General features: G+C 68.2%; 22 protein-coding genes and 1 pseudogene. 1 reads left to right on the plus strand and 22 read right to left on the minus strand.

The genetic code is table 11. The features are described 5' to 3' along the window. Positions 1–2: 2 nt before the first annotated feature. The 20 genes and pseudogenes from OHA61_RS16700 to OHA61_RS16795 form a co-directional block, all read right to left on the minus strand. A complete protein-coding gene (locus OHA61_RS16700; RefSeq protein ID WP_406303677.1) occupies positions 3–275 on the minus strand; it encodes a hypothetical protein in 273 nt (90 codons plus the stop codon). Positions 276–309: 34 nt separating this feature from the next. Continuing rightward, positions 310–1,170 (minus strand): immunity 49 family protein, encoded by an 861-nt coding sequence (locus OHA61_RS16705; RefSeq protein ID WP_175299841.1) that lies wholly within the window; start codon positions 1,168–1,170, stop codon positions 310–312. Positions 1,171–1,182: 12 nt separating this feature from the next. Continuing rightward, positions 1,183–3,609, minus strand: coding sequence for a hypothetical protein (locus OHA61_RS16710; protein ID WP_406303678.1), 2,427 nt, complete (start codon positions 3,607–3,609; stop codon positions 1,183–1,185). Next, positions 3,606–4,001 (minus strand): DUF6507 family protein, encoded by a 396-nt coding sequence (locus tag OHA61_RS16715; protein WP_406303679.1) that lies wholly within the window; start codon positions 3,999–4,001, stop codon positions 3,606–3,608. The genes OHA61_RS16710 and OHA61_RS16715 overlap by 4 nt, the downstream gene beginning before the upstream one ends. 48 nt (positions 4,002–4,049) lie before the next feature. Then, positions 4,050–4,361, minus strand: coding sequence for a pore-forming ESAT-6 family protein (locus OHA61_RS16720; protein WP_175299843.1), 312 nt, complete (start codon positions 4,359–4,361; stop codon positions 4,050–4,052). A gap of 16 nt (positions 4,362–4,377) precedes the next feature. Then, positions 4,378–4,710 carry a hypothetical protein gene (locus OHA61_RS16725; protein ID WP_175299844.1) on the minus strand — a complete coding sequence of 111 codons (333 nt, stop codon included), beginning with the start codon at positions 4,708–4,710 and terminating at the stop codon, positions 4,378–4,380. 581 nt (positions 4,711–5,291) lie between these two features. After that, positions 5,292–5,537 (minus strand): hypothetical protein, encoded by a 246-nt coding sequence (locus OHA61_RS16730; RefSeq protein WP_406303680.1) that lies wholly within the window; start codon positions 5,535–5,537, stop codon positions 5,292–5,294. A 328-nt stretch (positions 5,538–5,865) separates the two neighbouring features. Continuing rightward, positions 5,866–6,792: pseudogene (locus OHA61_RS16735) on the minus strand (peptidoglycan-binding protein); the annotation flags it as partial. Positions 6,793–6,957: 165 nt separating this feature from the next. Beyond that, the gene (locus OHA61_RS16740) at positions 6,958–7,392 is read right to left on the minus strand and encodes a hypothetical protein (RefSeq protein WP_406303681.1); all 435 of its coding nucleotides are present in this window, start codon (positions 7,390–7,392) and stop codon (positions 6,958–6,960) included. Then, the gene (locus OHA61_RS16745) at positions 7,393–8,502 is read right to left on the minus strand and encodes a hypothetical protein (protein WP_406303682.1); all 1,110 of its coding nucleotides are present in this window, start codon (positions 8,500–8,502) and stop codon (positions 7,393–7,395) included. After that, a complete protein-coding gene (locus tag OHA61_RS16750; RefSeq protein WP_406303683.1) occupies positions 8,499–9,428 on the minus strand; it encodes a hypothetical protein in 930 nt (309 codons plus the stop codon). The genes OHA61_RS16745 and OHA61_RS16750 overlap by 4 nt, the downstream gene beginning before the upstream one ends. 11 nt (positions 9,429–9,439) lie before the next feature. After that, complete coding sequence (locus OHA61_RS16755) at positions 9,440–10,375, minus strand: hypothetical protein (RefSeq protein ID WP_406303684.1); 936 nt, start codon at positions 10,373–10,375, stop codon at positions 9,440–9,442. Then, positions 10,372–14,643 carry a phage tail tape measure protein gene (locus OHA61_RS16760; protein WP_406303685.1) on the minus strand — a complete coding sequence of 1,424 codons (4,272 nt, stop codon included), beginning with the start codon at positions 14,641–14,643 and terminating at the stop codon, positions 10,372–10,374. Before OHA61_RS16760 ends, OHA61_RS16755 begins: the two co-directional genes overlap by 4 nt. Positions 14,644–14,677: 34 nt before the next feature. Beyond that, positions 14,678–15,064, minus strand: a complete 387-nt coding sequence (locus tag OHA61_RS16765) for a hypothetical protein (protein ID WP_406303686.1) — start codon at positions 15,062–15,064, stop codon at positions 14,678–14,680. Further along, positions 15,007–15,489 carry a hypothetical protein gene (locus OHA61_RS16770; protein WP_406303687.1) on the minus strand — a complete coding sequence of 161 codons (483 nt, stop codon included), beginning with the start codon at positions 15,487–15,489 and terminating at the stop codon, positions 15,007–15,009. Before OHA61_RS16770 ends, OHA61_RS16765 begins: the two co-directional genes overlap by 58 nt. Positions 15,490–15,568: 79 nt before the next feature. Continuing rightward, entirely contained in the window at positions 15,569–16,207 is a 639-nt protein-coding gene (locus OHA61_RS16775) for a hypothetical protein (protein ID WP_406303688.1), read from the minus strand. A gap of 121 nt (positions 16,208–16,328) precedes the next feature. Then, positions 16,329–16,778, minus strand: a complete 450-nt coding sequence (locus OHA61_RS16780; RefSeq protein ID WP_406303689.1) for a hypothetical protein — start codon at positions 16,776–16,778, stop codon at positions 16,329–16,331. Beyond that, positions 16,775–17,203 carry an HK97 gp10 family phage protein gene (locus OHA61_RS16785; RefSeq protein WP_406303690.1) on the minus strand — a complete coding sequence of 143 codons (429 nt, stop codon included), beginning with the start codon at positions 17,201–17,203 and terminating at the stop codon, positions 16,775–16,777. The genes OHA61_RS16780 and OHA61_RS16785 overlap by 4 nt, the downstream gene beginning before the upstream one ends. Then, a complete protein-coding gene (locus tag OHA61_RS16790) occupies positions 17,203–17,634 on the minus strand; it encodes a DUF6093 family protein (protein WP_406303691.1) in 432 nt (143 codons plus the stop codon). The genes OHA61_RS16785 and OHA61_RS16790 overlap by 1 nt, the downstream gene beginning before the upstream one ends. Continuing rightward, a complete protein-coding gene (locus OHA61_RS16795) occupies positions 17,624–17,995 on the minus strand; it encodes a hypothetical protein (RefSeq protein WP_406303692.1) in 372 nt (123 codons plus the stop codon). The genes OHA61_RS16790 and OHA61_RS16795 overlap by 11 nt, the downstream gene beginning before the upstream one ends. Positions 17,996–18,473: 478 nt before the next feature. Here OHA61_RS16795 and OHA61_RS16800 point away from each other — a divergent pair, with 478 nt between their 5' ends. After that, the gene (locus tag OHA61_RS16800; protein WP_406303693.1) at positions 18,474–18,686 is read left to right on the plus strand and encodes a hypothetical protein; all 213 of its coding nucleotides are present in this window, start codon (positions 18,474–18,476) and stop codon (positions 18,684–18,686) included. A 207-nt stretch (positions 18,687–18,893) separates the two neighbouring features. On the opposite strand, the gene OHA61_RS16805 is transcribed toward OHA61_RS16800, so the two are convergent. Both OHA61_RS16805 and OHA61_RS16810 read right to left on the minus strand, forming a co-directional pair. Continuing rightward, positions 18,894–20,861, minus strand: coding sequence for an ABC transporter ATP-binding protein (locus OHA61_RS16805; RefSeq protein ID WP_406303694.1), 1,968 nt, complete (start codon positions 20,859–20,861; stop codon positions 18,894–18,896). Beyond that, entirely contained in the window at positions 20,858–21,298 is a 441-nt protein-coding gene (locus OHA61_RS16810) for an NUDIX domain-containing protein (protein WP_406303695.1), read from the minus strand. Before OHA61_RS16810 ends, OHA61_RS16805 begins: the two co-directional genes overlap by 4 nt. Positions 21,299–21,434 lie beyond the last annotated feature (136 nt).

Genomic DNA, 21,434 nt, shown 5'->3' on the forward strand with positions numbered 1-21,434 from the left:
TATCATCGAGAAGAAGGCGCTACGGAGGGTGGGGAAGAATGCTGCACCGGGGGCCCATACGGACTCTTCCCGATGAGCCGGTGAGAAATGAACGACCAGCCCACACACCCCGCACACAACACAGCCGCAATCACGATCCCAGCGAACGCCTTACCCAGACGTTCATCCACAGAGCGCCGCTGCCGTTGCGCACCGAACAACAGAGCATCCCGCAGCCGCCGACGCCGCACCGACACCGACTCCAGCAACTGACTGTCGTAATCCTGCGCTGCCACGGCTAGCAACCATCCGTTCTGCGCTGTCCGTCCGTCACGTCGGGAACTCGCCCAGCCAGCCGCGCTCGAGAAGTTGCTTGGGCAGGTAGTCGGACTCGACCTCGATGGGGAAACCAGCGTCATAGGCGAGGCAGGCGATGGCGAGGGGGCCGAGAGCGAGGTAGCCCTCGACGCTTCCTGCCCGGTCCTCGTCCGCGGTCCAGTACGCCTTGTGTGCTTCCACGGCTTCGAGCAGGGCCTGATTGAAGGCGTCGTGGTCCTTGAGCAGAAAGCGGTAGAAGAGGTTGATGGGCTGGTAAAGAATGTTCTGGAGGAGATCGCGGGGGGCAATGGTCGCGATCTCCGGGGAGGAGGTATTGATCGTCGTGGTCAACTTCTCGACCAGGCCCGGTGTTTCACGCCAGTACGTCTGGAGGGCCTCCACCCAGTGGTAGACGTACTCGTCGCCCCGCGCCCCGGAGGCGCGCAGCAGATCAAGGGGGATTTCGCAGAGCTGCGTCATTCGTGCCTGGTCGCGGCAGACGATGGCCAACCAGAACGCGGTGAGCCAGTTGCCCGCGTTGGCGTAGAACTCGGGACCGGCGGCAGGAATGGTCCGCATTTCGTGGTCAATACGGCATTCCACGGTCCCCTCGCCCGCGCTAGCCGAGATAAAGAGGGCGGAGCCCACCTGCATGGCCGAGACCACGGCCTCCCACGTATCAATGCCGGAGCCGTTCGGGTTGACGGCGAGGCGCGCCTGTACATGCATGAGCGCCTCGTCCATCGCGAGGCCGAAGTTGCGCGGCGACTGTTCCAGGCTCCGGATCGTGTCCGCCAGCCCCTCGCCCAGATCCTGCGCATACTCTTCGTCGTCAGGCCCCGGGCTGCCGTGCCGCGCCACCTTGACAGTCACCAATATCTCCCGTCACCCAATGTTGAAGCGCCGCATGTAGTAGCCAGCATACGTGCCCGTGTTGGGTTTCCCCTTTACCAGAATATACTCGATTTTTCCCTGCTTCAAGGCGGCACTCAGCTCCTTGTACAGCCTCCGCTCATTCAAATTGGTACGCCCTCGTTTTCTCATCTCGCGCAGAATGTCCTCGAAATATTCTCGGGACCCCTGGCGAGCACTGAATCCACTCGGAAGATTTCGCTGACCGAGATCTGTTTTGACGCTGCTCTTCGCTTCGACTACGACGAAACTGCCGTCTTCTCGCTTCCAGACTTGGTCGAACTGGTCGTTGCCGTTCGCAGGGCCGTCCAGGTCTTCCCACTTGGCACCCCGATAGTGCTCGGGGATCACGTGATGCCTGGCGATGGCTTCGCCATAGGCCTCCGTGTCCTTCGTCATCCTTTCGTGCAGTGGTGCGTGCTCGGCCTTCGCCGCCTTCAAAGCATCAACGTTCGCCTGAGTTTCGTGTGCTTTGAGTGCGTCCTTGGCATCATTGAGCGGGCCGTGCGCCAGATTGTCGGCGGTGACCGAGGTGTGACGCGTCTGAGCCGCGTCGTTGAGCGTGTGGAGGGCTTCAGGACTGGACACCGTCTTCGGGGTACGCGTCACATCACCCCCGTCGATGTACTTCTCCGGGATGGGCGGCGGGGCGTCATCCTTGGATATCATGCGGCCTGGGTTGTGCGGGTCCGGGATCAGTTGAGGCGGCACGAGACCACTCTCATCCGGGATGTCATTGAACTTCCGGTAGCCGCTGGACCGTCCGGACCTGTAGTACTTCTCGAAGTACCCGGCCTCATTGTTCGCCCGGAGGACCTGGTGCCGCATGATGTCCTGTGGGCTGGCACCGTTCCACCTGCTTGGGCCGTTGTAGTCACCGTGCGCTCCAGTGCTGGGCGAAAAGCCGGCCCGGCCGGGAAGCGCGCCGGTGCCAGATCCACCATCTCGCTGGCCTCGGGGGGCGTTACTACCGTCCCGGCCCAGGGCGTCGTGGCTGGCCTGCGGTGGTAGATGCTGCCCTCCCGCATGCCCGCTGGCTTCGGGTGCATGGGTGTGTGCGCCGACCGCGGCGAGATCCCGTGGTGCGGGGACTTCCTCCGGTGTGGCGTGTGTACCGGCGGGCGTCTCCTGGTGCGGAATGGTGGTGCTGATCTTCCCGTTGGCGTCGACGGGAATGAACTTGCCGTCCTTGATGAGGACTTTGGAGCCGTCGTCGAGTTCGATAACGCTGTGCAGGCGCTTCGAGGTTGCCGTGGTGTCGAAAGTGTGGCGGATCCCGGCCGTCACCTCGGAGAGCCTGGGCAGGGAGCCGATCGCTTTCCCGGTGACCTTGAGACCGGCCGAGAGCGGATCGATCCAGGTGCCGACCTTGGCCGCGGTGCCGGCGGTCTTGGCGAGCGCGCCGCCACTGCCCGCCTTGGCGCCGGTAGCGAGGGCCCCGCTGCCGAGGGTGAGGACGGTGAAGGTGACGGTCGCGGCGGCGCGTGCGGGGTTCTCGTCCCACATGTCCCAGCCGACCAGGGCCTTGCCGAAGTCCCGGGTGGCCTGCTTCTGCCGCTCTACATCCGGGTCCTTGGGCTCCTCGCCAAAGGCCTGGTCCATGAGCCAGTTGTAAGGCGTGGCGGTGTACTGGCCGATGCCGCCGACTACGTCCCCGAGATGGCTCCAGGCGTCACTGGTGTCCTCGTCGCCGATGCCAACGAGGGTTCCCAGCCCCTTGATGCCGCCCCAGATGTTGTCGACGATGAGCCCGTCCCACACATAGCTCTTGGCCCAGTAGCCGACTTCCCACGCGTGGTGGGACTCGGAGACGGGGGCTCCCCAGGGCAGTTCCTCGGCACTCTTGAGGGTCTCGAGGTCATTGCCGTACATCACCGTCTTGTCGTTGACGGTATGGCTGCCGTCGTCGAAGACGAACTTCGGGCCGCCGACGATCGCCGAGATCTTACTGGCGGCTCTGTTCTCGGCCTCCTGGAAGGCGGCCCGCGCGGCGCTCACGCCGTCGAGGAGCCCATGGTGACGGTCGATCTTGTCTTCGTCGTACGTCCACTCGTCGTCACCCTCGACGCTGTCGAGGAACGCGAAGGCGTCGACTTTGAGCTGGGCCAGTTTCTTGGCAAGCGGGCGGGCCTCTATGGAGAACGCGTCCAGCGCATCCGCCACCGTCTCCAGATGCTGGGCGAAGAGCTCGGCCCTGTCCATCACCGGCCGGGTGGTCGCGAACAGTTGCTCGGCCTCGGGCGCCTGGTAGACGCCTCCCAGCGCCTGGAATCGGGAGTGCACGTCCTTCCCGCCGTTGCGGATGCCGATGGCATCACTGCGCAGCCCGGAGACGTCCTTCTCCAACTGGTCGAGGTTTCCGACGAACTGAGGAATGCCCGACGGTTCGATCATCTTCACTTCTTGCCACCCTGCGAGCCGTCCGGCTTCGGCAGCTTGACTACCGGCGCGGCAAGGGCGTTGTGCGCGACGGTCGCTGCTATGTCGAGATCCCCGGCGACGTAGTACGCGGTGGCCTCACGCGCGCCGTTCACGGACTTGGCCGCGCGCGCGCCGAGGAACAGCACATCCGTCGCGGTCTTCTCTACGAACAGCGCCAGAGCCACCCCGATCGGCCCGGTCGGCGCCGTGCCGCAGTACATCCCGCTGATCGTCCCGGCCGAGCTCGCCGCGCTCTGCACATGCGTCCCGTACGACTTGACGCTCTTGGCAACGTCGTCCATCGCGTCCCCGACCAGCGAAGTCACCGACTGCACTCCGGACGGAGTGATGTCCCACCCCTGCATACTCATCCCCCTGCTATCCCCCGAGCACCCGCCACCGCCGCGCTACCGCGTCTCTTAACCGATGGCGTCGACCGCTGCCTTGGCCCTGGCGAGCGTGGACTGTGCGGTCCCGTCGTTCTGCTCCAGCGTGCTGCGCACCAGCCGGATGATCTCGCGCACCTCGGCCGCCGCCTTGTTCCAGCGGATTTCCTTACCGTGGTACTCGTCGGAGACCCCGTCGGCGGTGAACTCGGTCATCGCGGCCTTCACCGCACGGTCCCGGTCGGCCAGCACCCGCTCAAGCTGGCCGATGATTCCCTGCAGTCCGCCCTGCACCTCCACCGAGGCACCCGTGTCATAACTGCGCCGGTCCTGGTTCTGCCCCATCGCGATTCCCCCGTCTCTATCGCCCGGAGAACCGGGCCGCATCGAAGTTGGCCCCGGCCATGCTCTGGTGGGCGTTGGACTCCTGCTCCTGATCACCAGTGCCGAACGCAGTGTCCATCCCGGACTGCCCGCCCAGGATCGAGTTCAGCGAGCCGTTCAGCGCATTCGTGATCTCATCCGCACGCACCTTGAAGGAGTCGAACGCGGCCTTGCCGGCCCCGTTGAACTTCCCCTCCAGCGGATCGGCGGCCGCGATCAGCAACCGGATCAGCGTGCCCAGGTCAGTGGTAGACCCCACCGTGCTGTTGCCAAGGTCGGACAGTGTCGTACTGCCCATGTCGAACTTCATGCGCCCACCCCCGAATAGTCGCGTGCACAGTGGCGCTTGACGCGGTGCTGTGTGCACCTGCACCCCATACGTGCCGTCGTGCAGCATCAATGTCTATCGAACAACACGTTGCACGCGCAACGCGGTTGAGCGTCAAGTGGCGTGATCCTTCCCATGGCGGGTAGCCTGTTGAGATTCGTTTTGAACCCATACAAGTTGGGGCGCCAGGGGTTCTGCGCAGGTTCGGGCCCTCGGTCCGGCACCCGATCAGCTCCGCGAATTGGGCACACCGCCCTCGGACAGTTCCATCTCGAAGCTCCCGTCCCCTTGGTCTCCCGAGGGAAGAGTTACCGCTCGGCGGCCGAGAACGACTTCGGGGTTTACAACACCAGCGCCTCACGAATGCGCACGTCTGACTCGGACACGCGCCGGTAGGCCAGCGGCGTCTGTGGGGCGCGAGCAGCGCCGCCAGTTCTCCGTCCTCAGGGCGCCGGGCTGTCGTGCCCATCGGGCCCCCAGCGCCAGATCAGTGATGGTGTGCTCCACACCACGGCTGAGGTCGGGCAGCACCCCAATCGCTGGAGAACGTTCGGCTCAGCCCCTCAGCCCCTCAGCGCCTCGTACAGCGTGAGCCCCACCGCCGTGATGCTGGCAAGGACGGCGATGGTCGGCAGCGGCCACCGCCCTTTCTCCAGGGACGTCACCCTCTGCTCCAAGTCGTCGACGGCCTTGTCGGTCTGGTCGGATCGCTGCACCAGCAGCGCGAGCTGCCCGTCGATCTTGGCCAGGCCGACTTCAAGCGCGCTGCGCAGCTCGGCGAGGGCCAGTGCGACCTCTCCCTCCGGCACGGGATTTCTCCTTCTCTCGTGTCGCAGGTCAGCGGGCGGGGGTGGCTGGGTCGCGCTTGAGCGGCAGCCAGGACGCGGTGCCGGGCCGTCCCAGGACCGTGCCCAGGGTGGACTTCAGCGCCGACAGGGCCGCGGGTATCGCGGAGACGGCGGCTGCCTGCCACGCCGACAGCGACACCATGTCGGTGGTTCCCGAGGCGGCCATCAGGCCCAGCACGGACTGGAGGTAGGTGGCGATCGTGCGCTCGGCGACGTCGGCGAGGGCCTGCGGCATGGGGTCGGGCTTCTCCTGCTCGTGCTGGTCGGGTGTCGGTTCGGCAGCGCCGGCCGGATGCGGGACGCGCAGCTTGGCCCAGGTCTCTGGGCCTGGGATGCCGTCGGCGGCAGCGCCGTGATGGCCGCACTCGATCTGCCAGGCCGCGTACGTGCGGCGGTGCGCGTCGTTCCAGACCGGGCCCGGCCGGGTGTCGTAGGAATCGCAGCCCTCGGCGATCAGCCGCTTCGCCATGGCCGCGATTACCGGCGAGGAACGGCCGTCGCGGAAGAAATCCTTGCCCGGGTAGGCGGCATACTTCGGCTTCGGCTTCGGCTTCGGCTTCGGATCGGGCTTGGGCTTCGGGTCCGGCTTGGGCTTCGGCTTGCTGGGTGGCTTGCCCTCGTCCTTGAGATGGGCGGCGACACGGGCACGGAAGTCGTCCATGTCGATGCCGGCGGGGTCAGGCTTGGACGGCTTCCACTCCTTGTGCCCGATGACGCTGTGCTCGTTCCATCCGTGGGCACGGCAGATCGCGGCCGCGGCGCGGGCCATCGCGTCCAGCTGCGCCGCGGGCCAGGGCTGCTTCCCGTTGCCGGAGTTGATGCACTCGAAGCCATAGAAATGCCGGTTGCCGTCCGTGTCTTCCTCGTTGTCGCGCGGGAGCTTCTCCTTCTCCGCGATGACAGCGAGTAGCACGTCCGTATCGCCCATGCCCGCATGGTTCGCTCGGCCGTAGCCGACCAGGTGCACCGCTCCGGACCGGTCGATCACCCCGTGGCACAGCGGGCCGGGAAGTTCCTGGTAGCCGACGCGGCACAACTCCACCATGTCGGCCTCGGACGAGTAGGGGCCAGTGTGATGGATCATGACCCCGCTCATGGGGCCCCAGTTGCCGTGGGTGTTGCGGTTGTGGGTGCGCCATTTGCCGTGCTCGACGACACCGAGGCCCGCGTGCTTCAGCACGGACAGGAACTTGTCCGCGCTCAAAGGGGTTGCCACGCTCGCTTCGCCTTTCTCCCCTGCGCCGTATGGCGGTCGGCCGGACCCATGGGTCTGGGCCGGTCCCTCGGGGAGTTGCTGCGAAGCGTTGGGTGGAGGGTCACCCGGTCGTCATGGTACCCAGCAGCTGACACAGCGAGCGGCGTCGTCGCTGCTGGTGGGCGCTTACTCGTCGTCGCCGTCGATGCGGCACGAGGCGCTATCGAGGCTGAGCCAGGTGGCTTTCACGTTGCCGCCGTCCTGCACCCGCAGGGTCATCCTCCCCTCGGGGCTGATGTCGAGATGGAGACGGCGGTTCGCATCGGAGGCCACCGGGACGGTGCGGGGCACGGCTGGCCAGTAGCCGTCCGGCAGGAGAGCGACGACTGCCTCGTCCACCGCCCGGCCGCTCGGCAGGCCGATCCGGCCGCTGAACTCCAGCGTGTCCCACAGGTTGGCGCGCATCTGCGGCGGCTGCACGGAGTCCGGAACTGCGGTGTCGCCGGTCAGCGGCAGGTCGCGCCACGGCGGGTACGATGCGCGCCGGGCCCGTTCCAGGGTGGTCACCCGCCGCTCCAGCCGGGCCAGGCGGCGCGCGAGGGTAGCGATTGTGTCCGGCATCTACTTCTCCTCCGCCTCATCCGCGCCGTCGGTGGGCTTCACGGTGCGTTCCAGCTTCAGCGTCACGCGCTCGGGGGTCTCGCCCTGGCCGGGTCGTACGGTCCAGCCGGTGATGCGGTTCCATCCGTCGTACTCGGTGTGCGGCTCGTGCAACCGGATACGCACGTCATCGCCGATGCGCAGCGAGGAGATCGGCGCGGCCGGGTGGTCGACGATCTCCAGCTCGGTGAGCGTCGGCAGGATCTGCCGAGCCAGGCGTTCGCGCCGGGTGCGCTGCTTGAGCTTGGCCTCGTCCTTCTCGCTGGTCTCCAGCTTGTGTTCCAGGCGCAGGCACTGGTTGCGGACGCCGTCGATGACGACCTTGCGCTTCTTGCCCTCGCCCGCGCCGAGGCCGACGACCCACTGGGCGTACTCGTCGGCGTCCTTGATCACCTGGGGTTCGCCGACGACGTTGGCGCCGGTGGTGAACGTCAGGTCCTCGCGACGCCGGCCGAGCTTCGGAGCGCCGAGGATGATGCGACGCTCGGCGCGTCGTCCGCGCCAGGCCACGGTCTCGGACCACTCCAGGCCGTCATCGATGTCGGCCATCTCGTCCACGATCTCGCCCAAGTTGCGGGCATCCCAGCGGGGGATGTCGTACGGGTCCTTCGCCGTGCCGGTCTTCGCCGTCGACTTGGTGTCGTCCACGACGACCTCGAGGTCGCCGTCCGGCTGCTGTTGGGCGTAGGCCCACACATCGCGGATCACCTCGCACGGGTCCGCCTCGATATAGGGGCCGCGCCCGCCGAGGTTGCCGTGCAGGTCGAAGCGGCGGTGCAGGTAGCTGGTGAACCCGGACGCTTCGATGGGCAGCTTCGGCCCTTGCGGTTCGGCTCGCCATATGAGTCCGCCCCACAGGAGTTTGGAGTCCCGCTCGGCCAGGATCACGGCGTTTCCGGCGTCGAGCATGTCGTTCAGGGAGCGGGCGAAGGTCGGGCTCAGGGTGGCGCTGAGCGAGCCGGGTCCGGAAATCTCGGGCCCGAACTCCACTTCGCTCAGCGGCAGGTTCCAGTGCAGGATCTCGCCGGACGCGGCGCGGGCGACGATGTAGCGGTAGTTGGGCATCGTCACACCGGGCTTTCCGTGAACTCGATGTCGGCGGTGACCGTGGTGCCCTTGGCGACGGACAGGTCACCGTCGCCGTACTTGTCGATCTGGTTGATCTGCACGGCCAGGTGCTGGCGGGTGCCGCGGTAGCCGGCCGGGACGGCGAAGGTGTCGGCGAGCATGACCGTGGTGCGGCGCGTGGTTGTGCCGTCGTCGTCGACGACGGTGGGCTTGGCGTTGCGCTCACCCAGGCGCATGCGCAGCTCGGCGTAAATGCTGCCCGCCTCCGCGCGCAGACCCGACAGCGTGATCACGACGGTGGCCTTCGTAGCCCAGGCCGGCACGTCCACGTCCCAGGCCGCGTCCTTGGGCCAGGCCGCCCAGTGGCCGTGCTTGCCGGCGACCTTCTCGGTGTCCTTGGGGTGCACGGTGCGCAGGGTCCGCTCGGTGCGCGGATTGGCGATCCGCCGCAGGTCCCTGATCATCTCCGCGGTGACGGCCGCGGTGTTACGGGGCAAGGTGATCCGCGCCAGCGGGATGGCGGTCATGCCGCGCGGCGCAGGAGTCTCCTCGTTGCCGATGTTCTGGATGAGGTGGAAGTAGCCGATGTCCTGGGTGCGTGGATCCCGCTCGCCCTCGAACTCGGGATCTTCGATCCGCAGCACGAGCAGGTCGGTACGGGCGAACGGCCCGGTCGGTGGCACGTCCACCACGGCGTCACCGATGTTGCTCTGGGTATAGGCGCCCTGCCAGGGTCCCGCGCCGTGGATGAGGGCCGAGCCGTCGCCGACGCGGACGCCGGGCCCGGGTGCCTCCAGCGGCTGGACTTTCAAGTCCCCGGCTTCGGCGATGCCCTGTCGGCCGCGCGCCAGGTCGCGGATCATCAGGCGCATCGCGCGGGCTGGGTGGTTGCCGCCGTGCACCATCATCGGGGGCTGGACAAGTGTCACTGCTGCTCCATTCACAGGGCGGTGTACGCCGACCGCCACGACACGTCGAGTCGGCAGGTGACGGTGGGGTCCTCCGCGCTCCAGCCGATCTCCGACCTGCCGGGCGGGATGGCGAACAGGTCGAGGCGCGACTCGGGGGTGAGGTCGTTTGCGACGTTGGTGACGCCGTTGCGCAGGGCCCAGCAGGTGCCGGGCCGGGTCTCCATGTCCACCCACTCCCCGGCGCGCAGCGAGAGATCGAGTTCGAGGACGCGGCCGGTGACGGTGTTCCAGATGCGCGGGTTGGTGACCGGTCCGTGGACGCGGATGCTGGGCCAGGCCGAGACGTTGCCGTGGTTGGTGATCCAGCCGGGCCGGTGGGCCGGGTCGGCGGTGCCGCAGTCGGCGGGTGCGCACAGCGGTGCGGTGACGTTCCGGTCGTCGGCCTTGTGCTCGGCAGCCTGGTCGAGCGTGAGCGGCAGATGTGAGAGTTCGTCGGCGTGCCAGCGCGGGTCGAGGGCGGCGAACTCGATGTCCAGGGGAATCCACCCGTTGACCGCGTTCGCGGTGCTGGTGGCTTCCATGCGGCGCAGCCGCCCGTGCAGGCGGCGGATGCCGTGTCCGGGCCAGCGGCCGCGCAGAACGGCCCGCCCTTCGGGGCGGGTTCGGGCGGCCGGGTCATCGACGGCCAGCTCCAGGCGGGCGAGGAGGTCGGCCGCTGCGGTCGGGTCGCCCGGCGTTTTGATGCCGGCCTCGATGCGTACGGTGCGCGGACCGTAGAAGTCCTGGCCGGGATGCGTGCCGTCGCCGGTCGGGTTGTCGACGTCCTGGGGGCGTACGGCGGGCGAGCCGAGTCCTTCGATGTTGCCGATCGGGATGCGGGTGCCGTTGCCGAGGACGACGCCCCCGAATTCGAACTGCCACGGGGCAAGGTCGATCGGGGTGGTCTGCTGGGTGGGTGTGCTCATCCGACTCTCCCGCCGCGTTGGGCGTTGCGCAGGTTGCGCATCATTTCGGTGCCGATCTGCTCGGGGGTTGCTGAGCTGTCGCTGACGGTGACGGGCATGGTGCCGATCAGCGGCTGCTGTTCGCGGACGACGACGACCTGGACGCGTCCGCCTGCGTGGGCGTCGACCACGCGGCCGCGCGCGCCGTCCGTGCCGGTACGGATGTCGAAGCGGCGCACGACGTCGGCCATGGCTGCCGCGCCCTTGGCGCGCTTGAACGAGCCGGCCACCACCGGCCCGTAGTCGCGGCCGGTGCGGCGGGTGACCCCGCCGTTGGCGAACCACTGGACTTTGCCGCCGAAGCGGCCGACGACGTCCTCCACAACCGCCTTGCTACGTACGCGCTTTGCGGGCGACAGAGGCACATATGCCTCGCCCTGAGTCTCTGGCTCACCCCATATGCGCCACGATCCGGCCGGAGCGATCTGCGCAACGTGCTGCTCGCGGCGGCGCGGACCGGCCGCTTCTTGCCGGACACCGCCGTTGGCGTAGTACTCGACCACTCCGCCGTTGGCCTGGTTGAACCCCTTGTAGTTGGGGTTCTGGATCATGTCGGGGATGCCGTTGGCGTCCTTGTCATGCGACGAGGGCTTGCGGATCAGTGAGGTGAAGATCGGGATCGTCCTGCCGCGCAGCGCGTTGATGCGGCCCTGAATGTCGTCGGCCGCCTTGCGCGCGCCGCCCGTAGGGACGGTGACCTTGACGTTCTTGGAGCCGGGCACCTTCTCGATCCGGAAGCCGAGCGCCTCCAGCTCCTTGCGGGCCTGCCCGGTTGGGGCGCGGACCGTGACGGACTTCGCACCCGGCGTGGCCCGGATCTTCGCCTGCACCGCCTCCAGGCTCTTGATCGCGGCCCCGGTCGGCGCCGACACCCGCACGTTCTTCGAGTTCGGCGTCCGGCCGAGCTTGTCGATCAGCCCGTCCAGGTTCTTCTTCGCCCCGGCGGTCGGCGCGGTGATCTTGATCTGCCGAGTGCCCGGCACCGTCTTGACGGTGAAGCCGAGGCTGCGCAGCTTCTTCTGCGCGCCGTCGCTCAGCGAGTCGACCTTGATGGTCCTCTGCTTCGGCAGCCGGTGGAACTCAGCCTGCACCGCGATCAGGTTCGCGAGCGTGCTGTCCATGCCCTTGGTCTGGAGCAGCAGGGACACCTTGGAGGGCAGCAGGCCGAGGCTGTCGGCGACGCCCTCGGCCTGGGCCTTGGTCAGCCCGTAGCTGCGCGCGGCCTTGATGGCCTCAGCGCGCGCCCGGCTCATTTCCCCGCGGGCCTTCGCCAGTGCCTCGGGCAGTGCTTCGCCGTTGCTCTGCGCCAGGGTGTAGGTGGCCACCGAGGCGTCGGCCGCCGCGTCCGACAGGGCGGTGAGCTGGGTGTAGAGCTGCTGGCCGTTCCTGGTCGTGGTGTTGAGGGTCTTGTCCTGATTGACCATCTGCCTGCCGCCGTAGCCCTCCTTCTGGTTGACGTTCTTGCCGCCCTCCTTCAGGTCCAGGACAGCCGAGTTGACCTTCGCCTTCGCAGCCTGGAGGGAGATCTGGCCGCCCGACAGCAGGTCGAGGGCGCTCTTGAGGGAGCGGGTGCGGGTGTCGGCGTCGGCGGTCTCATCCGCGAGACCGCCGACCGCGGACTTGAGCCGGTCGTACGCCGAGGTGCCGTCGCCGGCGCCGCGTGTCGCCTTCGCCAGCTCCTTGGCGTTCTTGATCGACTCGGACATCTCGCCCTTGACGCTGCCCAGGGCGTCGGCGGCGTCCTTGTACTGCTGGCCGACGTCCGTGTACTCCAGGGTTTGGACCTTGCCTGCCGCCTTGTCCTTGTACTCCTTGTGGCTGTCGGCGGTGGCCTGGAGCTTCTTTTGCAGCGCGTCCAGGGACGTGCCCTGGCCGAGGTAGGCGTCCGTCAGCGAGGAGATCGGCACCCCGGCCTGCTCCATGACCTTGGTCAACTGCCCCTGTGAGACCTTCGTATCCAGCAGAACCTGGGCGGCCTGCCCACGCACATCTCCGTTGATCTGCCCGCCCGACTCCCGCAGCGCGGAGGTCAGGGAGGAGATGCGGGACTGGTGCTCGGCCGCCGCCTGCGCCGCGCGCTGCTGCCGGGCGGCGAGCAGTCCCAGGCCGACGGAGACACCGGCCATGGCGATACCGAAGGGCCCGCCCAATGCGCCGGAGATGCCGGACATGGCCGAGCGCAGGCCCGAACCAGCCGCGCGGGTAACGCCGTTCATCGTGCCCATGAACGTCACGCCCGCGCCGTTCGCACTGCGGAACGCGGAGGTCATGTTGCCGAGGAACCCCACCCGCGCCTGCACGGCGGCCCACGCTGCGCCGTACCGGTTAAGGGCCACACCTGAGGAAGCGGCGAGCGTCTGCTGTACGCGCATCTGCTGTGCGAAGGACTGGAAGCCGGTACGCACGGGGCCGGTGACCGTGTTGGCCAGGCTGGTCAGGCCCGGCTGCGCGCGGCGGAACAGCAGCATGGCCAGGGCCGCCGACTGGATCGGGGCGGGCAGTGCGCCGAAGGCGTTGACCAGTCCGCCGACGACGTGCCCGATCGGGACGAGGACTGCGGACAGGCCCGACACGGCGTCCATGGCCACGTTCGCGACGGTGGCGATGATGTCGAGCGTGCCGGCGGCAGCGCCGCCTTCCTCGCCCAGGCCCGAGAGCGCGGACACGATGGGCTCCGCACCGTCGGCAGCGTTCCGCAGGACGTCGCCCAGCGTGCGGGCGGCGTTGATCAGCAGGTTCAGGCCCGTGGCGAGGGTGTGCTCGCCCAGCTCCTTGAGCGGTCCCAGCAGCGCGCGGGCCTCATCTATCAGGCCGCCGAGTCCGGAGCCCGCTTTCGCCTTCAGCTCCGGCCCATACAGGATCGCGAGGTTGCGGCCGTACTCCAGCGCAGTGGTCAGGTACGGCGTGGCCCCAGCCATTCCGCGCGTCAGCAGCCGGGTCACGTACTCCAGGCCGGGGGCCATGCCCTCGTACAGCGCCAAGCCGGTCTGCTTGGCCTGGGTGCGCAGCTGCGTCATCGCACCGGTCAGGCCCTGACCGCGCGAGGCGGTGATGGACGCGGCGGCCCCGGTCTGGCGCACCGCGACCGACAGGGCGTCGAACGACTCGGTCCCCTGATGCGCCAGCGCCGCCGCCCCGGACAGCGCAGGCTTGCCGAACGCCCGGGTGACGCCTGCGGCGAAGTCCTTCTGGGACAGCTTGTGCTCGGCCTTCGACAGGCCGTCGATCACCACGCGAAGGCCCCGGAACTGCCCCTGGGCGGTCCAGGCGTCGATCCCCAGGTCCTTGAGCGCGCCCCGCATCTGCGGCGTCGGCGCGGCCAGGTTCGCGAAGATTCCCCTGAGCGATGTGCCCGCCGTCTGCCCGAGGATGCCGCTCTTGCCGAGCATGCCGACCGCGGCGGCGGTGTCCTGCAGCGAGACGCCGAGCGCGTTCGCGACCGGTCCGGCGTACCGCATCGAGTAGTAGATGTCGGTGATCGAGCCGGAGGCGTTGTTGGCGGTGGCGGCCAGCGTGTCCGAGGCCCGCGAAGCCTGATCAGCACCGAGACCGAATTGGTCCATGATGTCGCCCAAGTACTTCGCGGACGTTGCGGCGTTGACGTCGGCGGCTGCGGAGAGCTGGAGTGAGGCACGTACGGCGTCGATGGACTGGTCCGCGCGGAAGCCCGCCTTGCTGAGCTCGACCATGCCCTCGGCCGCGTCGGCCGCGGTCGAGCCCGGAAGGGATAGGTCGTTGCCGAGTTCTTGGGCGACAGCCGCGGCGCGCTTCATCTGTCCGGCGGTGGCCGAGGTGACCGCCCGGAACAGGTTCATCTGCTTCTGGTAGCGGTTGCCTTCCTGGATCATCTCGCCCGCGCCCAGTAGCAGGCTGCCGCCCGCGAGCATGTTGGTGGCGGAGATGCCGCGCCTGCCCGCGCCGGCCGTGGCGCGTTGGAGCCGGGACATGGAGCGGGCGCCGTCGTCACCGGCCGCGCGCAGACTGGCGCGTGCGGCTGCGGCGCGAGCAGAGATCCGGTTCAGGTCGCCGACGGCGGAGCGGGTGGAGCGGTTGAGCGCGGCGAACTGGGAAACGAGGCGGGCGCCGTTGGTGTCGAGGCGGGCGAGGGAGCGGTTGGCGGCGTCGGTGCGGTCGGCCAGGGTGCGCATCTGACCGGAGGCAGCGCGGGTTCCCGCGATCAGGTCGCGGACCTCGGCGCGCATCGCCACGGTCAGGGTGAACCCGGCCACCGCCGTGCTCCTTACGTACGTCGTGCGGGTTGGATCAGGTGTGGTCGCGGTGCTGGTGGCGGGGAAGGAGCTGGATCTTCACGCCGTAGCCGGAGCGGTCTCCGGGGACGTGGTCGCGCTCTTGCTCGATCAGCTCGCAGCCGGGGCAGCGCAGGGTGTCGGTGACGTAGGCGTGCCGGTCCCGGTCCCACTCCTCCAGCCGGGTGTGGCACTCGGGGCACACCGCTCGCTGCCACTCCGCCCAGGCCAGGGCTTTCGCCCGGTCCAGCTCCGTCCACCGGCCGTCGCCGCCGAGGAGCTGGGAGTGCGGGATGCGGTACTTCTCGCACAGCTCCAGCTCGGCCCGCAGGTGCGGGTCGCGGCTCAGCCTTTTCCCAGGTCGACCCGGCTTTCCTGCTGGACCTGCCAGGCCGCTTCCCACAGGAGGTTGGCGTCTGGCGCCGACCAGGTGGCTAGCAGCTCAGATGCCTCGTCCTGGCTCATGCCGTCGAAGGACGCCGCCGCGATCAGCGCGGCCGGGAAGGTGTCCGGGTTGAACACCGCCCCCTCTTCCTCCTGTTTCTCGGTCGGCGGGTGCGCGGCGATCAGCTCTTCCAGGACCGGGCGCGGCAGCGCCAGGAACGTGAGGAAGTCCGAGGCGTCGTCCAGGGCGGCGCTCGCGGTCTCGAAGGCCGCTTGCGCATCTGCGGCGCGCTGGGCCGCCGGCTCGTCGTCCGGCGTGGCCTCGGCGATGAACCGGGCGCGCTGGGCGTCCTGTTCGGCGCTCTCGACCTGCTCTCTGAGCTGATCGTCATCGCATACGCGGAGACTTTTCTGCGGCCGGGTACGACGACGCAGGCGGTCCATCTTGGCCGCCCACGCCCCCTCCGCCGGCGCTTCAGCGCGGGGAGCGGACGGGCGCTTAGCCGGTGCGGGGCGCGACACGTCAGTCCTCGCCGTGCTCATGGACCGTGGTCTTGGTCTTCGTCGCGCTCACGACGGTGACGTCAACGTGGTCCTCGTCGTGGTCGTGGTGACCGTGGTCGTGCTCGTCGTCGCAGTCCTCTGACGGCTTCGGGAGAGTGTGGATTGCCTCGGGCACCACGGCGTCCAGCGACGGCTCGTCGATGATGGTGAAGTCGACCTTGAACTTGGCCGCCTCGTTGCCGGTCGAGTACGTCGCGGCGCGAGTGGCCACCTGCACGGGGAACACATCGACCGAGCGGGATCCGGGGATGTCCCCCTTCCTGAGCAGGACCACCCAGCCCTTGGCCCCCTTGCGCAGGCGCTGCTCGATCGCGTCGGAGTGCCGGTCCTCATAGAAGGTAAGGCTGGAGTTCTCCGCCTTGTCGTTGCCCGGGATCGAGGAGTTGAACGTCGAGCCCATGTCGGGGGTCTCGATGGGATCGTTTTCCAGCGCCCAGCCCTCGATGTCCGAGACGGCGTTGGTCAGGTCGAACCGGTTAGGCTCGGAGATTTCCTTGCGGCTCGGCCACTTCGGGTCGGTGATCGACGTGAGCCAGTAGATCTTGGAGATACCGCGCCGGAGAAAACGGGTCTGGGTGGCAGGCTTCTTCAGGGACACAGGTCCGCTCCCACTTCCGGGGCAGCGTCCCGTGCGAGGCCCTGCCCCTTGAATTCCAAAGGGGGTTCGCCTGGCCGGGGCCTGGCGTCCGCGCGGACCTCCGCGGTGAGGAAACGATCCTTCAGGCAGGAGTCACGGTGATCGTGAACCTCTGCACGTACGACACGATAGCGCCTGCCGCCGACACAGAAGGCTCCCCTCCGCTGTCGTGATCCAACTCCCGGTCGATCACACGGGCTTGTGGAACATGCAGGTCATGCGCCCATTCGTCATCGGTGCGGCCGACGACGCCGTAACGCACGCGGTCGGCGAGCCACTGCACCTGGTCGTCCCTCTCACCGACCGAGGTCACCTGGTAGGACCAGGCAGCGTCCGCATGCCAGTCCCACAGAGGCGGGCCGCTGAACTCTCCCGGCAGCGAGTCCAGGATCGTGTACGGGACGGAGGCGGGCTCCCCCTCCCCAGACCGGGCCCGGACGCAGGGCAGTTCACCGATGCCGCACGGCCGCCCGGTCGCCTTCGCGATGAGCACGGCGAGCGCCCGGGTCACGGGCAGACGTGCACCCGTCACGGCAGGACTCCGTCGGCCAGAGCCTGGATGAAGCCGGGCTGCGTCTGCCGAAACGCGGGCTCAACGTGGGGGAACGGCGGCTGCCGGTAGTGGCGGCCGAGGGAGTCCACGCCGACAAACCCGTACTCCAGCCTCCTCGCCTGCGGGGCATCGGAGTACACCTCCGCCGTCACCTGCCCGCTGCCGGTGCTCATGCGCACATCCCAGGAGGCCCGGTACTGGCCAGTGATCACCCGCGGCCCCGGCCTTCCGGAGGCATTGCGCTGGATACGGACGCGCAGCAGCATCGCGTGGTGCCGGGTGATCGTGCGCGTCCGGGCGCGCGCGGCCGGACCCAGCCGGGCCAGCGCGGCGGCCAGCGCAATCGGGTCGCGGAACGCCGTGGCGTCGGGGTGGGCGTTCCGATGCGGGTTCGCTACGGCCATCAGTCGATCACCTGCACCCGCACGATGCGCACCACGCTGTAGGTGCCGACGGCCTTGTCCGACACCCGGAAGCGGCGGCCGACGAGCTGCGGGTCACGCGGACCTCCGGGCCGTACGGAACCGGCGACGCGGATCACGTCGTCAGGCCGCAACTCCGGTGCCTGGACCGGAAGAACCGCCTGGTAGTCGGTGGTCGGCGGCTCGGGCGCGACCGCTCCGCCCAGCGGCCTGGTGATCGCTGGACGCCCCAGCGTCATCACCGCGCCGAGCCCATCCCAGATCAAAACCTCGTCCGGTGCTGGCGGCACCAGCTTCCCCGTCGCCTCGTCCAAGTAGTCGTCCGCACGGCCACCGCTGTCGCGCCACGCCTCCAGCTTGTCGTCCAGGATCCGGCCGACGACCCGCCGCGCCCCCTCCACGTCAAACGCCACGGGCCCACTCTCCGAGCTGGGTGAGCATCGCCTGCGTCAGCGAGTGCGGCCCGGTGCCGAGGTCGGACCGGGCTAGCGCCGCGCGCTCCAGGGCTTCAGCGTCGATGGCGTCGAGGAACGCAGCGGCGGCCGGGCCGGGGTCGGGAACGTCGGCGACGGAGACGCGCGCCATCCCTGACCACTGGGTGCTTCCGCGATCGGTGACGTGCAGGAGGACGTGCGCGGGTTCGCCCGTGATCTGGCTGATGGTGTAAGCGCCGACAGCGCGCGGGTCTACCCGCTCGCCGTCGATCTCGACGGTGGCTTCGTCTCCCCTGGCAGTGATCCGTACGTGCTGCCGGGGCGAGTTGTTGTGATCCATTCAACTGACGCTAGAACGCGTGTCGGACAGCGGCGGCGACCGGCTACAGAGGACCCATCTCCGCAGGCCGCATGTGCGGATAGACGGCCTGCAGCGGAGCGCCTGTCGCTGACCGGACATCCCTCTGACCCGGATTCACACCTGGAGACATAGCTCCAGTCAAGATCGCCTCGACGTGTACGAGCACGTCGGCCAGTGGGCCACTCGCATTTCCCAACTCGTCGAATGCCGACCGGATGCGCTCGGCTGAGACGAGACTCATGTCAGCCTCGACCAGTTTCGCAAGGAGCTGATCTGAGGCTGTCGGTTTCCAGGCGCCCACGTCGAGAGCAAGATGAAGGGCTTGTACTTCCCTGAGTGCATCCATGCGGTCGACTTACGGAGCGAGCCCCGATCCGCGGTAGGCGGCAGCCACCCGTCCCGCCGTGACTACGCTGACCTCACACTCGGCCGGATCGTCGACAGGGAAGGGGCGCTCATGGGCGCAGGCACGCCTTGGTGGTACCGCATCCCCACCAAGCCGCTGGGGATCATCGTCGCCTGTGGCGTCGCTATCGCGGTCATCGTCAGTTCGCCCGACATCTCAACCGGCGGCATCGTCGCCGCAATACTCGTCGGCGGCTGCGCGGGGTTCCTCACGCAGTTCATCCAAGGTATGGCGCAGGCCAGACACGACGAACGCTCGCGCTAGAACCGCTGTCGGACAACTCCCCCAGAACCCGGGACGGACGGCACAGTGGGAGTGGAGTTAGGGCAGCCGTCTGCGTCGGATCATGCAACGTCATGCCACCCCTGACACACATTCGTATCACCCGGATACCCAAAGCTCTCGCCGCCGCCTGTCCCATACGACGCTGTCTTCGCCCATCACGAGGCGCTTCATCGCTGTTCATGAATGTCAGAACAGGGCGTGCTGATTAGGTGCCACATCATCACTGGCGTCCGCAGGTGCGGGGATGCGTCCAGTGCGCTCGTTCTGCAGGTCCCACAGCTCGCGGAACAAGCCGTCTCGGTCGGCCAGCAACTCGGCGAAGGTGCCGTGCTGAATGACGCGCCCCTTGTCGAGTACGACGATGCGGTCGGCGATCGCGACATTGGTCAGCCGGTGGGTGACCAAGACGACGGCACGGTCGGCGGCGAGACGGCGCAACCCGGTGAAGATCCGGTGCTCGGCCCGCGGGTCGAGCGCGGCGGTTGGCTCGTCCAGGACGAGCAGACTCGCGGGGCGGTGAAATGCGCGGGCGATCGCCATGCGCTGCCACTGTCCGCCGGAGAGTTCCTGGCCGCCCCACCACTCCTTGGCAAGCAGAGTGTCCAGACCGCTGCGTAGGTCGTCGATGACTTCGTCGGCGCCTGCCGCGTGCGCCGCGGCGAGCACGGCCTCATCCGCGTCCGGGGTGGGTTGGCCGAGGGTGATGTTGTCTCTCGCTGAGAGGGGCCAGGACGCGTAGTCCTGCGGTACGACGGCGACACGCGACCAGGCGGCGATCGCATCCAGCTCCCGCGTGTCGGTGCCGTCCCAGGAGATAGTTCCCTGATCGGGCAGGTAGAGAGCGGACAGGAGCTTGCTGAGGGTTGTTTTGCCGGAGCCGTTCTCGCCGACTAGTGCCACAACCTCGCCCTGGCGGACGTGGAGGGATACCTGGTCGAGGGCAGGACGCTCGGCGCTCGGGTAGCTGAAGGTGATGTTCTCGGCGCGTACGACAGTTGGCCCGACGGGGATGGCCGGGCCGCGGTCGAGGCGGTGGCCGCCGGCTTCGTCGATGAAGTCGGCCCAGTCGTCCAAGTACATCCCGGTGCGAAAGAGTTGGGCACCGTAGCCGACGATGCCGTCCAGTCCTGCACCGACTCGGCCCAGGGCGAGAAACGCGGTGCCCAGGGCGGCGACGGAAATCTGCCCTGCGGCGACCAGCACGCCAAGAGCGGCCCAGACCACGGCGCTGGCGAAGCCTCCCGCGGCCCCGCCGAGCAGAGAAATCTTGGCGCTGCGCCAGGTGGCCTGGTCGGTGGTCTTGTCGATCCGCTTCCCGGTGGCGCGGTATTTGCCGAGCAGGAAGGGCGCCATGGTCCCGGACCGGACCTGGTCGGCCGTCTGCTTGTCGACCAGGTACCAGCGCAGCATGCCCAGCAGTCGGCGGTCCTTCGCAGTGGCGAGGGAGGCGATGTAGGTGATGCGGGCTGCCCGCACACTGGCTACGCCCTTCGGCAGCGCCGCCAGGATCAGCAGGGGCACCAATACGGGATGTACCGCGGCCAGGACGCACGCGGCGGCGATCAGGGAAGTGGAGGCCGCGAGAATGTACTGGCACTGCGTCAGCAGGTCGCGCGAGACTTCCACGCCGCGGTCGGCGGCGTCCCAGCGGTCGTTGTATCCCGGGTTGTCGTACGCCGACAGTTCCGCGTGCGTCGCAGCGTCGAGCAGCTTCAGTTCGGCTTCGCGGGAGATCCGCGGAGCCAGCCGTGCCGACAACGCGGTGCTGGCGATGCCCAAAAGTGCACGCAGGCCTACAGCACCGATCAGGATGGCCAGTGAGGGTGAGGCACTGAGGATCTGCTCCGTGCTGATGTGCGGTGAGGCAATCAAGGGCGTGATGGCGCCGGTGGTGGCCAGAAGCCCGAACGCCTCCAGCACTCCCGCCAGGACCTGGCAGACCAGCAGAGTGATCACGGCGGTCCGGTCGACCTGCCAACCAAGGGCGAGGGAGCGGCGGATCAGCTGGGGCAGGCGGCGGGCCATGGAGCGGCTTGTGATGGCGTCGGCGGCCTCGATACGCCGGTCACCAGGGATGACGAGCCGCAGTTCCTCATCCGGCGCCTCCTTATCGGCCGATACTGGGGCCGGGAGAGGATTCGGGGTGGTTGTCATCGGCGCCACCCGTCCAGCGACAGGTTCTTGCCTGCCCGGATGCCGTCGAGTGCGGTCACGATGTACGGCACGACGGGCTTGGGGAGTGCGTCGAGGTCGAACCAGCGCAGTTCTGCGCACTTGTCCGGCTCGCTGTTGGTGATCTCGCCCGTGTATCGGCTGGGTCGGAAGAACATCTGGAGGCGGCTCTTGCCGTCGTCGGCGTCGAGGTGGTGCAGGGTGTGGATCAGGTCGAGGTCGTCTTCGGCGATGACGAGGCCAAGTTCCTCCTTTGCCTCTCTCGCCGTGCCGGCGAGGATCGACTCGCCTTCCTCCAGGTGACCGGCTGTCAGGTGCCAGGTTTGATCAGCCCATGACGTGTTCTTGCGTAAGCCGAGCAGTACCTGTCCGTCGCGGATGAGCACCAGGTGCAGGCCGATCACGATGCGGTGCGCCACGGCATCTCCTTCGGATTGATGTGCGGATTAGCCCGCTGCACGAGAGCGGGTAGGACTTGCACGGTCATGCTGCTTGGTGGCTATCCACACCGGCCCCCGGGCGAGCTGAGGCCGGTGAACGCGTCTTCGCGGAGAC

Origin of the sequence: Streptomyces sp. NBC_00885 (genome assembly GCF_045207475.1) — a bacterium.
In the GTDB taxonomy this organism is placed as follows: Bacteria; Actinomycetota; Actinomycetes; order Streptomycetales; family Streptomycetaceae; genus Streptomyces.

What these genes read in the sequence shown, in the direction of transcription:
- OHA61_RS16770 (WP_406303687.1), bottom strand. Translation starts at nt 15,489, where the DNA reads ATGGACCGCCTGCGTCGTCGTACCCGGCCGCAGAAAAGTCTCCGCGTA.
- OHA61_RS16805 (WP_406303694.1), bottom strand. Translation starts at nt 20,861, where the DNA reads ATGACAACCACCCCGAATCCTCTCCCGGCCCCAGTATCGGCCGATAAG.
- OHA61_RS16785 (WP_406303690.1), bottom strand. Translation starts at nt 17,203, where the DNA reads ATGGCCGTAGCGAACCCGCATCGGAACGCCCACCCCGACGCCACGGCG.
- OHA61_RS16795 (WP_406303692.1), bottom strand. Translation starts at nt 17,995, where the DNA reads ATGGATCACAACAACTCGCCCCGGCAGCACGTACGGATCACTGCCAGG.
- OHA61_RS16725 (WP_175299844.1), bottom strand. Translation starts at nt 4,710, where the DNA reads ATGAAGTTCGACATGGGCAGTACGACACTGTCCGACCTTGGCAACAGC.
- OHA61_RS16800 (WP_406303693.1), top strand. Translation starts at nt 18,474, where the DNA reads ATGGGCGCAGGCACGCCTTGGTGGTACCGCATCCCCACCAAGCCGCTG.
- OHA61_RS16740 (WP_406303681.1), bottom strand. Translation starts at nt 7,392, where the DNA reads ATGCCGGACACAATCGCTACCCTCGCGCGCCGCCTGGCCCGGCTGGAG.
- OHA61_RS16715 (WP_406303679.1), bottom strand. Translation starts at nt 4,001, where the DNA reads ATGAGTATGCAGGGGTGGGACATCACTCCGTCCGGAGTGCAGTCGGTG.
- OHA61_RS16755 (WP_406303684.1), bottom strand. Translation starts at nt 10,375, where the DNA reads ATGAGCACACCCACCCAGCAGACCACCCCGATCGACCTTGCCCCGTGG.
- OHA61_RS16720 (WP_175299843.1), bottom strand. Translation starts at nt 4,361, where the DNA reads ATGGGGCAGAACCAGGACCGGCGCAGTTATGACACGGGTGCCTCGGTG.